The organism is Solibacillus sp., from assembly GCF_040273735.1.
Lineage (GTDB): Bacteria > Bacillota > Bacilli > Bacillales_A > Planococcaceae > Solibacillus.
Genome location: NZ_JBELZM010000030.1, coordinates 1 through 13,279, shown reverse-complemented (window position 1 = coordinate 13,279; position 13,279 = coordinate 1). Strand labels below are relative to the sequence as shown.

13 protein-coding genes and 1 pseudogene are annotated in these 13,279 nt (G+C 38.9%); 3 read left to right on the top strand and 11 right to left on the bottom strand.

Annotated features, from left to right (window positions below; all coding sequences use genetic code 11):
• Nucleotides 1–875: pseudogene (locus ABS917_RS18370) on the top strand (collagen-like protein); the annotation flags it as partial.
• 102 nt (nucleotides 876–977) lie between these two features.
• Here ABS917_RS18370 and groL read toward each other — a convergent pair.
• A complete protein-coding gene (gene groL / locus ABS917_RS18365) occupies nucleotides 978–2,609 on the bottom strand; it encodes a chaperonin GroEL (protein ID WP_350480343.1) in 1,632 nt (543 codons plus the stop codon).
• Between the two features lie 117 nt (nucleotides 2,610–2,726).
• A complete protein-coding gene (groES, locus tag ABS917_RS18360) occupies nucleotides 2,727–3,011 on the bottom strand; it encodes a co-chaperone GroES (RefSeq protein ID WP_008408486.1) in 285 nt (94 codons plus the stop codon).
• Between the two features lie 276 nt (nucleotides 3,012–3,287).
• Here groES and ABS917_RS18355 point away from each other — a divergent pair, with 276 nt between their 5' ends.
• The gene (locus tag ABS917_RS18355) at nucleotides 3,288–4,016 is read left to right on the top strand and encodes a CPBP family intramembrane glutamic endopeptidase (RefSeq protein ID WP_350480342.1); all 729 of its coding nucleotides are present in this window, start codon (nucleotides 3,288–3,290) and stop codon (nucleotides 4,014–4,016) included.
• Nucleotides 4,017–4,103: 87 nt separating this feature from the next.
• Here the strand turns inward: ABS917_RS18355 and tatC are convergent, their stop codons facing one another.
• The 3 genes from tatC to ABS917_RS18340 form a co-directional block, all read right to left on the bottom strand.
• On the bottom strand, nucleotides 4,104–4,928 hold the full coding sequence (tatC, locus tag ABS917_RS18350; RefSeq protein ID WP_350480341.1) for a twin-arginine translocase subunit TatC: 825 nt from the start codon (nucleotides 4,926–4,928) through the stop codon (nucleotides 4,104–4,106).
• A gap of 17 nt (nucleotides 4,929–4,945) precedes the next feature.
• Nucleotides 4,946–5,173: a twin-arginine translocase TatA/TatE family subunit gene (gene tatA / locus ABS917_RS18345; protein WP_008408483.1), complete on the bottom strand. Its 228-nt coding sequence runs from the start codon at nucleotides 5,171–5,173 to the stop codon at nucleotides 4,946–4,948.
• A 78-nt stretch (nucleotides 5,174–5,251) separates the two neighbouring features.
• Nucleotides 5,252–5,887: a redox-sensing transcriptional repressor Rex gene (locus tag ABS917_RS18340; RefSeq protein ID WP_079523189.1), complete on the bottom strand. Its 636-nt coding sequence runs from the start codon at nucleotides 5,885–5,887 to the stop codon at nucleotides 5,252–5,254.
• A 246-nt stretch (nucleotides 5,888–6,133) separates the two neighbouring features.
• Between ABS917_RS18340 and ABS917_RS18335 the strand changes: the two genes are divergently transcribed.
• Complete coding sequence (locus ABS917_RS18335; protein WP_350480340.1) at nucleotides 6,134–8,074, top strand: ABC-F family ATP-binding cassette domain-containing protein; 1,941 nt, start codon at nucleotides 6,134–6,136, stop codon at nucleotides 8,072–8,074.
• A 576-nt stretch (nucleotides 8,075–8,650) separates the two neighbouring features.
• On the opposite strand, the gene tsaD is transcribed toward ABS917_RS18335, so the two are convergent.
• The 6 genes from tsaD to ABS917_RS18305 all read right to left on the bottom strand — a co-directional run bounded on the left by tsaD (nucleotide 8,651) and on the right by ABS917_RS18305 (nucleotide 13,085).
• Nucleotides 8,651–9,664: a tRNA (adenosine(37)-N6)-threonylcarbamoyltransferase complex transferase subunit TsaD gene (gene tsaD / locus ABS917_RS18330; RefSeq protein ID WP_350480339.1), complete on the bottom strand. Its 1,014-nt coding sequence runs from the start codon at nucleotides 9,662–9,664 to the stop codon at nucleotides 8,651–8,653.
• Complete coding sequence (rimI, locus tag ABS917_RS18325) at nucleotides 9,664–10,107, bottom strand: ribosomal protein S18-alanine N-acetyltransferase (RefSeq protein ID WP_350480338.1); 444 nt, start codon at nucleotides 10,105–10,107, stop codon at nucleotides 9,664–9,666. The genes tsaD and rimI overlap by 1 nt, the downstream gene beginning before the upstream one ends.
• The gene (gene tsaB / locus ABS917_RS18320; protein WP_350480337.1) at nucleotides 10,107–10,811 is read right to left on the bottom strand and encodes a tRNA (adenosine(37)-N6)-threonylcarbamoyltransferase complex dimerization subunit type 1 TsaB; all 705 of its coding nucleotides are present in this window, start codon (nucleotides 10,809–10,811) and stop codon (nucleotides 10,107–10,109) included. The genes rimI and tsaB overlap by 1 nt, the downstream gene beginning before the upstream one ends.
• Nucleotides 10,808–11,260: a tRNA (adenosine(37)-N6)-threonylcarbamoyltransferase complex ATPase subunit type 1 TsaE gene (gene tsaE, locus ABS917_RS18315; RefSeq protein ID WP_350480336.1), complete on the bottom strand. Its 453-nt coding sequence runs from the start codon at nucleotides 11,258–11,260 to the stop codon at nucleotides 10,808–10,810. The genes tsaB and tsaE overlap by 4 nt, the downstream gene beginning before the upstream one ends.
• 244 nt (nucleotides 11,261–11,504) lie before the next feature.
• Nucleotides 11,505–11,843: a hypothetical protein gene (locus tag ABS917_RS18310; RefSeq protein ID WP_350480335.1), complete on the bottom strand. Its 339-nt coding sequence runs from the start codon at nucleotides 11,841–11,843 to the stop codon at nucleotides 11,505–11,507.
• A gap of 150 nt (nucleotides 11,844–11,993) precedes the next feature.
• The gene (locus tag ABS917_RS18305) at nucleotides 11,994–13,085 is read right to left on the bottom strand and encodes an NADH-dependent flavin oxidoreductase (protein WP_350480334.1); all 1,092 of its coding nucleotides are present in this window, start codon (nucleotides 13,083–13,085) and stop codon (nucleotides 11,994–11,996) included.
• Nucleotides 13,086–13,279: the final 194 nt, after the last annotated feature.

The window sequence follows — 13,279 nt, the reverse complement described above, 5'->3', positions numbered from 1 at the left end:
GAGTTACCGGATCTACGGGAGCTACCGGTGCCACTGGCGAGATTGGGCCTACGGGAGCGACTGGAGTTACTGGGCCTACCGGCGTCACTGGTGCTACTGGTGTTACTGGCGTTACTGGTCTTACTGGACCTACTGGACCTACCGGCGTTACTGGTGTTACTGGTGTTACTGGTGCTACTGGACCTACCGGCGTTACTGGTGTTACTGGACCTACTGGGCCTACCGGCGTTACTGGACCTACTGGGCCTACCGGCGTTACTGGTGCTACTGGTGTTACTGGTGTTACTGGGCCTACCGGCGTTACTGGTGCTACTGGTGCTACTGGTGCTACTGGACCTACCGGCGTTACTGGGCCCACTGGCGTCACTGGTGCTACTGGAGTTACCGGTCCTATCTTTACGGAAGGTTTTTCAGCTTTCAGAAACAATTTAACAGTTAGTGGATCTACCACAATTAGCAACTGGAGCGTTGCTGCACCATATTTCACAACACCAGCATTTAACCCTACTACTGGCATATTTACTGTTCCTGCAACAGGAAGATATGTATTTGAAGCAACAATTAACTACTCTACTACAGCTGCGATTACTCTTTCTCTAGGTGCTGGGATAAATCCTGCTTTTGAAATTAGAAGAAATACCTCTTCAAGCATAATTAGCGGTCTGTTCCCTATATTAAACATAGCTGTAACACTATTAACTTTAAGAACTATATTAGGAAGTGGAACCGTGACATTAACGGGGGAAGCACAGTTAAATGCAGGTGATATTATTGATTTGTATTATCAATCTGGTGGTTTATCATTAACTCTTAATTTAGGCGGAATTTCCGCTTCATCTACAGGTATTGTATGGTCATCTCACCGAATTGCTTAGAAGTTAAACAGAAGCGCAATTTACTGAAATTAAAATGCCACTTCCCGTTTATAATTGGGAAGTGGCATTTTACTATTTTTCCATTAAAAGTTTAACTAGTAATTACATCATTCCTGGCATACCCATGCCACCCATGTCCGGCATACCGCTGCCTGCTGGTTCTGGGATGTCTGCAACTACTGCTTCTGTCGTTAAGAACAGTGAAGCTACAGAAGCTGCATTTTGTAATGCTGAACGTGTAACTTTTGCAGGGTCAACTACACCTGCATCAACCATGTTTACCCACTCGCCTGTTGCCGCGTTGAAGCCAATACCTACCTCTTCACGTTTTAAGCGGTCAACGATAATCGAACCTTCTAAACCAGCGTTTTCAGCAATTTGACGAACTGGCTCTTCTAATGCACGTAAAATTATGCGTACACCAGTTGCTACATCGCCCTCTACTTGATCCAATACTTTTTCAACTGCCGCGTATACATTTAGAAGTGCTGTACCACCACCTGATACGATACCTTCTTCTACCGCTGCACGAGTTGAGTTCAATGCGTCTTCAATACGTAATTTGCGCTCTTTTAATTCTGTTTCTGTCGCAGCACCAACTTTAATAACTGCAACACCGCCAGCTAGTTTTGCTAAACGCTCTTGTAATTTTTCTTTATCAAATTCAGAAGTTGTTTCAGCAAGTTGTGCACGGATTTGATTAACGCGGCCAGCTACTGCATCGGTATTACCAGCACCTTCAACAATTGTTGTATTATCTTTTGATACGATAACTTTAGCAGCACGACCTAAAGATGATAGATCAGCTGATTTTAAATCTAAACCAAGATCTTGTGTAATTACTTGACCACCAGTTAATACAGCAATATCTTCTAACATTGCTTTACGACGGTCACCAAAGCCTGGAGCTTTAACCGCTACTGCGTTGAATGTACCACGTAATTTATTTACTACCAATGTCGCAAGTGCTTCCCCTTCAACATCTTCAGCAATGATTAAAATTGGACGGCCTTGTTGAACAACTTGTTCTAATACCGGTAAAATCTCCTGAATGTTTGAGATTTTTTTATCTGTAATTAAAATAAATGGGTTATCAAGTACCGCTTCCATTTTATCTGTATCAGTTACCATGTAGTGTGATGCATAACCACGGTCAAATTGCATACCTTCTACTACATCTAATTCTGTTGTAAAGCCTTTTGATTCTTCAATTGTAATAACGCCGTCGTTTCCTACACGTTCCATCGCATCTGCAATGTATTGACCGATTTCATCATCTGCTGAAGAAATTGCCGCTACTTGTGCGATTGATTCTTTATTTTCAACTGGACGTGAAATAGCCTGAAGCTCTGTTAATGCAGCAGCAACCGCCTTGTCCATACCTTTACGAATACCTACTGGGTTAGCACCAGCTGTTACGTTTTTAAGTCCTTCACGAATCATCGCTTGCGCAAGTACTGTTGCTGTTGTTGTACCATCCCCTGCGATTTCGTTCGTTTTAGAAGCTACTTCAGCTACTAATTTAGCGCCCATATTTTCATAAGCGTTTTCTAATTCAATTTCTTTTGCAATAGATACACCGTCATTTGTAATAAGTGGAGAACCGAATTTTTTCTCTAAAACAACGTTACGCCCTTTAGGTCCTAAAGTTACTTTTACAGCGTTAGCTAACTTATCTACACCAGCCGCCATTAATGAACGTGCTTCTTCTGAAAACTTAATATCTTTTGACATAATTCATTTTCCTCCTAAAATTTACGATCTATTTTTTTTGATTTATTGTTTATGAAGATATGCAGCCAGCAAAAATTAATATGTATAACTAGCTGCATTTTTCTTTTGATTTTGTAATTATCCGACAATTGCAAGTACATCGCTCTCACGTAGAATCAAATATTCTACGCCGTCATACTTAACTTCCGTACCAGAGAATTTAGAGAAGATAATTTCGTCGCCTTCTTTTACGTCAAGCTCAAGACGAGTGCCGTTGTCAAGAACACGACCTGTACCTACTGCCACAACTTTACCAGTTTGTGGTTTTTCTTTTGCTGAGTCGGGTAAAACAATACCAAATGCTGTTTTTTCCTCTACCTCAACAAGTTCGATAATAATGCGATCTCCTAATGGTCTTAACAATTGAAACAACCTCCTAAAAAATTTTCTATTTTTAGCACTCTCATTTGTCGAGTGCTAACACATTTATTAGTTTAAAGAATTCCAAAATTTTTTGCAAGTATGTGCACCAAAAAATTTTGATTTATTGGCAAATTCCTCTACAATAATGTTAAATGTATAACAGTGGGCTATTCATAGGAGCCCATAGTAAACACTATAATAGAAGATACAGCATTCCTCATTCATTTGGATGTGTGTAATTCTACTAGTCTGTAAGAGAAAGAAGGTTTTTCATTCGTGACTTCCCGTTCATCAGATAAGTTCAAAACGCAGAAGACCGCATTTTATGTGTTAATAACTTATATCATCTGTCAGTTATCAGTCTTATTACTTATATTCATTCCAGGCTTAAAAGATTCCCTTTTACAATTATTTTCTGGTATATCTGAGCAGGATAAACTTATAAAATTATCTGCTTGGTGGTCAACTATATCATTTGCGGTTGCCTTTATTGTGAGTTTTATATTAATCTCCCGCAATAAGCAATTCTGGGAAGTGTTTAAAGGAGAAAAAGCATCAATTGGTGCTTCTATCGGTTGGGGAATCATCGGTTTCTTCTTAGTCTTTTTAGGGCAGACAATCGGTGCCTACATTGAGCTTGCTTTAGGAATTGATATGGGCTCGGAAAATACCGAAGCAATTATGGGTGTCACAAAGGTAGCACCTATTATGATACTTGCTACTGTCTTTTTAGGACCGATTTTGGAAGAGCTTGTATTCCGCCGTGTCATTTTCGGATCTATTATACAAAACTATAATTTCTGGATTGCGAGCATAATTAGTGCAATTGTATTCGCTGCGATCCATATGGATTTTACGCATATTTTATTGTATACAATTTGCGGTATGATCTTCGCATTTTTATACCATAAAACAAAGCGTCTTCTCACACCGATTATCGCCCATATTCTATTGAATGGTTTCGTCACATTTATCCAAATGAATGCCGATAAGTTTCAAGTATAACTATTGCCCGCTATGTAAAATAGCGGGTTTTTTTAATACCCCATATATAGAAAACAAAAAAACGCTACCTCAATCGATAGCGTTATCTTAACTATTATTCATCTGTTCCATTTGCCTGCGCTGCATTTCAAGTAGCTCCTCTACTTGCAGTTCACGTTCACGTTCTTCTTCTGCCAATATGCGTTCTTTTTCAGCCACTTCATATTTTCGATAACCGAGACGTGCAATGACAATGCTCAATTCATATAAAACAAATAGCGGTATCGCAATAATGATATTCGATACTAGATCAGGCGGTGCCAGCAATACCGAAATTACGATTAATACGAAATATGCATATTTCCGAAATTTCACCATAAGCTTCGGATTGATGATTCCGAGACGTGAAAGAAACAATGTAACAACAGGCAATTGAAATAACACTGCAAAGGGTACAATTAACTTAATTAGAAATGAGAAGAATTCATTAATACCGATTGTTTGCGTAATATTCAAATCATTGGATAAATCCGTCATAAAGCGCATTATAAATGGAAATAGCACAAAATAAGCAAAGGCTATTCCCCCTATACACAGTACAAAAGCATACGGAATATATTTCAATGTTGCCTTACGTTCAGCCTCATGCAAACCAGGTGTTATAAACGCCCATAGCTGGTACAGCAATAATGGCGATACAATAACGGCAGCTACAATAAATGTAACTTGTAAATAAACGGTTAAAGGATCTGCCGGACTAAATGCGTTCATCGAAAAACTGGCAGCTAAATCACTGCGTTGAATGTATCGAATAAGTGGTTTCGCCGTATAGAAACCGATGAAAAGAGCCATCACGAAGAAAATCGCTACGAAAAATAGACGTTTTCTAAGCTCTTCCATATGTTCAACTACGGTTAATTCTCTTGAATTCATAGCAAGACATCCTTATTTTACTTAACTTCGTTTTTTTCGTTCTCTTTATGTTCAATCACTTTTTTCTTTGTATCGAAATCGTCATCGTCATCCGTCAAGCCTTTCGTAGCGCTACGGAATTCACGTAAAGTTGTCCCCATCGCACGACCTAATGATGGCAATTTTTTGGGTCCGAATATTAACAAAGCAATCAGTCCAATGATAATCAGGCTCACAGGTGTAATCGCATTTAGATGTACAATCACTATAGCCACCTCCTCTATTATTATGTATATTTTACATTAATTAACTAGAATTTGCTATTTATAGTAATGAACATTTTGTTACTTACCTGAGTTTCGTACTAAATACGTAAGTGCCTGTAATTCTACCGATAAATCAATGTTCATCACTTTGATTGTGTCGGGAACAGATAATCGTACTGGTGTGAAATTTAATATACCTTTTGCATTTATTTTAACGAGTCGGTCTGTCATCATTTGGGCTGAGCGGGATGAAACCGTCAATATTGCCAACTCCGCGCCAAATTCCTCATACATTTCCTCCAAACGATCCGGATGGAATACTGGAATATCACTAATCGTCGTTCCTTCCATCGGTGCCTTCGTATCAAATGCAACAACGATACGCGTGTTATGATTTTTTTGGAAGTTATATTTTAGTAAGCCATTCCCCAGATTCCCGACCCCTATTAATGCAACATTCATCGCCTCGTCCTGGTCCAGAGTTTGACGGAAAAATTCGAGTAAATACTGGACATCATATCCATATCCCTTTTTACCGAGTGCTCCAAAATAGGAAAAGTCACGTCGAATCGTAGCCGAATCTATTTTCATCGCATCACTTAATTCCTGTGAAGAAATACGCTTTTTACCTTCAGTTGCGAAGTTTTTCAAAAATCGATAATAAAGAGGAAGTCTTTTTGTTGTTGCTTGTGGAATTTTTACTTCTTGTTTCACACATTCTCCTCCTATGTACATTTGGAAATCTTTTTCAAATAATGCCTCCGTATAACCTGTCGAGGATGACCAACGTGATTTAATCACGTAGTTGGCGCCCAAGCGGTCTCACACGCATAACATGAACTCCACTCTTTGTGCAGAAGCAAGTTAATCTTACTAAACAAGGAGCGACAAGTAAAGTATCCATCGTTGCGTACAATGTTCGCATCCATTAAACTAAATAGGAGAAACTGAGGTGTAAACATGATTGTCTTACAAGTAAATCAATTATATAAATCCTTTATTACAGATGAAATATTAAGCGGTGTAAAACTAGAAGTACAGCACCGTGATCGTGTGGCATTAGTAGGACGAAACGGCGCCGGCAAGTCCACGCTATTAAAAATAATTGCCGGACAAATGAGCTATGACTCTGGTGAAATTATTATTCCAAAAGATATTCAAATCGGGTATTTAGAGCAGCATGCAGGCATCGACTCTGAACTTTCGATTTGGGACGAAATGATGACAATTTTCGCAAATCTGCAAAATCAGGAGCAAACGCTGCGTCACATTGAACAGCAAATGGCCGATCCTGCAATATATGAAGATAGAGAACAATATGCACGCATCATGGCAGAGTATGATCAGTTGCAGCATGATTTCAAAGATGCAGGCGGTTATCAGTATGAAGCCGATACCCGCTCTGTTTTACATGGGATGCAATTTTTCCCTGAAGATTATCAGAAGCCGATCCGCTCTTTATCCGGCGGACAACGGACACGACTAGCCCTCGCTAAGCTTCTTTTGTCTAAACCCGACCTTCTTATTTTAGATGAGCCGACCAACCATCTGGATATTGAAACACTGTCTTGGCTGGAAGGCTATTTAAAAGGTTATAATGGCGCGATTTTAATCGTTTCGCATGACCGTTATTTCTTAGATCAGGTCGTGTCGATTGTTTACGAAGTGTCTCGTACAAAGGTATCGAAGTATATAGGGAACTACAGTGCCTATTTAGATGAAAAGGCGAAAAACTATGAACGTGATTTAAAAATGTATGAGCGTCAAATGGATGAAAAGGCTAAGCTCGAAACATTTATCCAAAAAAACCTTGCGCGAGCTTCGACTACAAAAATGGCCCAGTCACGTCGCAAAGTACTGGAGAAGACAAGTTGGATGGAATCTCCTGATGGCGATGAAAAGAGTGCCAACTTCGGCTTTACAATTGAGCGCCAAAGCGGAAATGACGTGCTGTCGGTGGATAATTTAACAATCGGTTTTACGGACAAGGCTATTTCCAAAAATATCGGGATGCGAGTCTTTAGAGAAGATCGTATTGCACTTGTCGGTCCAAACGGTGTTGGGAAATCTACCTTATTGAAAACAATCGTACAAGATATCGAGGCACTGGCTGGGGATATCCGTTACGGTACGAATGTTCAAATCGGCTATTATGATCAGGAGCAGGCAAAACTTCATTCAAATAAATCTGTTCTTAGTGAGCTTTGGGATGAATGGCCATTACTGAATGAAAAGGATATCCGCAACATTTTAGGTCGCTTCCTTTTTAGCGGAGATGATGTTTCGAAAACAGTAAACTCCCTATCAGGTGGAGAAAAGGCGCGACTTGCACTTGCAAAGTTAATGATGCAAAAATCAAATTTCCTAGTACTCGATGAGCCGACAAACCATTTAGACTTGGACAGTAAAGAGATATTGGAAAATGCCTTAATCGATTATCCCGGTACACTGCTATTCGTTTCGCATGACCGTTATTTCATCAATCGTATCGCTACAAAAGTCGTTGAACTCTCAGGCACAGGTTCGTTCGAATATTTAGGTGACTATGATTATTATGTGGAAAAGAAAGAGGAGCTTGAAGAATTAGCTGCAATGAAGGCCGCCGCAATTGAAAAAAATACGACTGAATCGAATGTTCAAACAAAGACCACATCGATGATTGATAAAGATGCGAAAAAAAGAGAACGTCAAATTCGTCGTGCAATTGAAGATATTGAAAAGCAAATGGGCGCTTTAGATGAAAAAATCGCCATCTTTGAAGAACAACTATGTGATCCTGACATTTATTCTGATCATGAAAAAACATTAACAATACAATCTGAACTGAATGATGTAAAAGAACAGCATGAAACATTTGAAATGGAATGGCTTGAACTAAACGAGGAGCTTGAACAACTATAATTTATGGAGTGTCCATCAACATATGGACACTCCTTTTTTATATACACATGAAAAGTCATCTTCTACAGAAATATATTTGTTGTATTGCTATTGTATAATATTAAACCTTTCTATCATCCTTTCTACATAATAATCATATATATAGGTCAATACGCCAAATTTCTACAAATTTCTCCACAATTTTATTCACAATGCAAATCTAGTAGTATCAACATATCAACATAGTTTTCCACATTGTCCACATTTAAAATCAAAGTTATACACATTGTTGTGTGAAAAAGACACTACTATATATAGATAAGTCACATGTTTTCCACAAGTTATGCACAGTTTGTGTATAAGTACGCATGTTCGCAAGTTTTTTTGTGGGTATTTAAACTGTATCTGTGGATAATTTTCAGAAAAGTTGAACAGTCAATAAAAACTTGTTATAAATGAGATTTATCCATCATAAATTACTAGATTCGACTTTTTTATATTATTGAAAGAAAACAAATTAAGAAAAATTTATTTTCTCCACAAAAAAAGCATGAGAAAAGAATGTACTACTGCATCTTTTCACCATGCTTATATACCCTATTTCCAGCTCAGAAGCTCCATCCCAGGTCGCCCATTCATATCCAAATTACCACGAACCCCTGCTTCAAACATTTCATATGCAGCTGCACCAATCATTGCAGCATTATCTGTACATAATTTTAAGGGTGGTACATAAAATGGAATACCTTCTTCTTTAAATGCAAGTTCCAATGCTGTGCGTAATCCTTTATTGGCAGATACACCACCAGCCGCAATTACTTGTTTTACCTGATATTCACGCGCTGCTCGTACTGTCTTACCCGTCAATACTTCCACTACACTGTCTTGGAAGCCTTTTGCAACATGTTCGGCAATAATTTCTTCACCGCGCTGATCCATATTATGTTTATAATTAATCACTGCAGATTTCAAGCCGCTGAAGCTAAAGTCGTATGAATCTTCCTCCAACCATACACGGGGGAAAGGAACGGCTTCTGTCGCTTCATGTGCAAGACGATCAATATGAGGACCACCCGGATATGGCATATTCAATACGCGCGCTACTTTGTCATATGCTTCACCTGCAGCATCATCGCGTGTTTCACCGATAACTTCAAACGAACCATGTTCACGCATTAGGACAAGCTCTGTATGCCCACCAGAAACAACGAGTGCCAGCAATGGAAATTCCATTGGCTGTACTAGATTATTCGCATAAATATGCCCGGCAATATGGTGTGTCCCGATTAATGGCAAGCCGTGAACAAAAGCAAAAGCCTTAGCCGCATTAATACCGATTAACAAAGCACCTACTAGTCCCGGTCCTTCAGTTACAGCAACAGCTGTTAATTCGTTCGGTTCCATATTGGCCTGTTTTAATGCTTCTTCTAAAACAATTGTCATTTGTTCAACATGGTGACGTGATGCGATTTCCGGGACAACCCCGCCGAAACGCTTATGACTGTCAATTTGTGATGATACAACATTTGAAATAATCTCTGTGCCATTTTTAATAATGGCAGCTGCTGTTTCATCACAACTAGTTTCAATTGCTAATATATAGTTATCCATTATAAATTCACCCACATTACTAACGCATCTTCCTGGTTATCCGTATAGTAGCCTTTACGAAGACCTCCATCCTGGAAACCAAGTTTGCGATATAAATTTTGTGCAACAGTATTTGTTACACGTACTTCTAAGCTCATTACATCCGTATTTGCTTCTTTTGCCACACGCATCGCTTCACGCATAAGTGTCTCACCAATACCTTGACCACGTACAGATTGTATAACCGCTACGTTGGTAATCTGTGCTGCATCAATAACAAGCCAAATTCCACAGAAACCAATTATTTCACCGTATTCGTCTTCCGCCACTAAATAATGGGCAAATTGGTTTTCGGTCATTTCGTAATAAAACGAATCCAATGTCCATGGTGTAGGAAAAGATGCAAGCTCAATCTTATGAACAGCCTGAACATCATCTATTGTCATTCTGCGATACTGTACCATTAATGTTGCTCCTTTTTCTGTTCCTTTATCCAATTCGCTTCCGCTTCTGCAATACGGCGATATTGGGGAACAAACGCATGGACAGCCTCAATTGTCGGTAATGGCATTTGTTGTGCTAAAGCAATTAGTTCGGATGCACGCGGTAAATTCATTGTAAATGGTGCACGGATAGCAGTACTACCTAACACTTGCTGAATTTTTTCGATGTACAAATCGACGTCTGTTCCAACAAATAATATTGGTCGTTCTAATTGCTGAAGCTTCTGTAATAATCCGTCGATATGATCATGATGATCTTCAACAATCGGCTCCATAGTGTCTGCTTCATATACACCGGCATATACATTTTGACGACGGGCGTCGATTAATGAACAAATTGCATAGTTCGCAATACGGACATTTGCAGCCAGTGATTTCAAGCTTGATACGCCTACCAATGGCTTTTGCAATGACCATGCCAGCGTTTTTGCAAGAGTAACACCAATTCGGACACCTGTATAAGAGCCAGGACCTTCAGAAACGGCAATCGCATCAATTTGTGCCGGTGTTAAGCCTGCCTTTTTTATAACTTCTTCAATTGCCGGCATTGCACCAACTGAATGTGTCAATTTTATATTTTGCACGACTTCAGCAATTACTTTATTATCTTGTACTATGGCGACAGAAAGCGGTGCATTTGCTGTCTCTATTCCTAACCAAATCATTTAAATAACTCCTCACAAAGACGAACATACTTTTCGCCTATCGGTTTCAATACAAATTTGCGTTTCGTTTCATCGATTCGTGTAATTTCAATTGCTAAACGCTCTTCAGGCAGATCTTCATGTATAAGATGTGCCCATTCCACAACTGTGACTGCATCCCCATAAAAAATTTCTTCCCAGCCTAGATCTTCATCGCTATCTTCCAGACGATATACATCCAGATGATTAAGTGGGATGCGTCCTATATATTGCTTCATAATCGTAAATGTTGGGCTATTGACCGTTCGTTTTACACCAAGCCCTTTTGCAAAGCTCTGTGTAAATGTTGTTTTTCCTGCACCTAAATCACCTTCAAGTGTAATCGTATACTGCTGCTCGACTAATTCCGCCAATCTCATCGCAAGCGCTTGCGTTTCTTCCAGCGTATTTATCTCTTTTTCAAATATCATCTGATTGCTTCCTTCCACAAAAAAATCCATTATCTCTAGTTTACTTGAACTGAAGCAATTGTTCAAAATGTATCACTTTTGGATTGGTTCTTACTTAACTACGTTAATATAAAGTAGCTGTGAAAAGAAGAAAACACTCATTTTTTTGAGAAAAAGTGAATGTTCCTAATTATTCTTTATTTGATTTTCTTATCCTGAAATTGTTTAGGATAATCCCCATACTCAACCTCATTTTCCGCCGATACTATCGCTTTGAGTTACCTTTACGTTCCACAACTTCTTTTTTAACCAATACATCATCCTCGAATTTTAGGCGATATCCTTTCGTCAGCAGAATTTCGTCATTCCATTCATAAGTACCGTTATCGATTTCCTGACCGGCTCCTCCTGAAATTTGAACTACTTCTAAATAAGACATCCCTTCCTTTACTTCTTCAAACTCTTTATCATTCATGTATTTTTGCCAAGCATATGTATTACTTTCTTCTATCTCTAAAACTTCATCCTGACATGCTGTTATTAACATTGCCAGAAGCATAACGAGACAAATAGACAGGAAGACATAAAAACCCCTTTTATTCATTCGTATCCCCCCTCAATATCCTTATGGAACCATTCCCGAAATTAAGTGGTTCAAACATTACCTATAGGAAAAGGAGAATACGAACGTATTCGTATCCCCCTTCTTTAAATAGACTTGTATATTTAAATTCTTCAAATAACCTTCACTGACTTATATACCGGGAATCCAACCTGGTCTCGAAAGGATTTTCTCCATTAAAGGGCCAGGAATTACAGTATCAATTTTTTCATCATAAGCTGTTACAATGTTTTCTTCATTCTGTACCTTTTCCACCCAATGCGGTTCAATTAACAAGGCACGACCAAGTGCTACTAAATCTGCACCTAACTGTAATGCTTGTTCTGCTTCTTCACGAGTATAAATTGATCCGACACCGATTAATGGTTTACGACCATTTAACAAGCTGTGAATTACAGAAATGCGGTTTTGTTGGCCGTTTTCATAACGATGTGTTTCAGATTTGAAATCTCCAAGTGAGATATGCAAATATGTTAGCGCTGTTTCCGCTAATTCATCTACTAATTTTACTGTATCATCCATTGTAATGCCGTCTTCTTCAGGCTCTTCAGGGCTGAAACGGTAACCGACGATAAATTTTTCATCTGCATATGTGTTCTTAACATTAATTACTTCATTTACTACTTCCAATGGGAAACGCAATCTATTTTCAAATGTTCCGCCGTATTCATCTGTTCTTTTATTAGTAAAGGCAGAGAAGTACTGTTGAATTAAATAAGTATTTGCACCATGGATCTCAACGCCATCAAAACCTGCCTCAATTGCTCTTCTTGTCGCTTCCGCATAGGCTTTAACCATCTCTTTAGTCTCTTCAAGAGTTAATGCACGAGCTTCTTTTTTTTCAATTGTAACAGCTGTACTTGCACTTACAACATCTCCATTTGGCACTAAATGTTGGAGTGATTGTCGTCCTCCATGATGAATTTGTAAAACCGCTTTAGCACCGCCTTGTTGAATAGCCTGTGCAATTCTTCGTAAGCTTGGAATATAACGATCTTCATGAGCGGCAATTTGCCCTGGGAATGCTTTACCGTTTGCTGCAACATATGCACATGCTGTAATAATCATTCCAGCCCCTTCAGCACGTTCTTTATAATATGTGATTTCCTCATCGGAAACTGTATCATCTTCATTTGCAGAGTAGGTTGTCATAGGTGCCATAACTAAACGATTTCGTAGTTCAACCTGTTCATTCAATTTAAACTTTCCAAAAAGTGCTTTCATTACAATTCCTCCCTTTTGCTATGTATGTACTTTAACGAAACTGCATTTTATTTTCAAGTTAGAGGTCCTCAATAATTTAAATATCCGTTTTATAAACAACAAAAAAACCACTGATTTCTCAGTGGTTTTGCGTGTGCGAAGCGACGTCCTACTCTCACAGGGGGAAGCCCCCAACTACCATCGGCGCTAAAGAG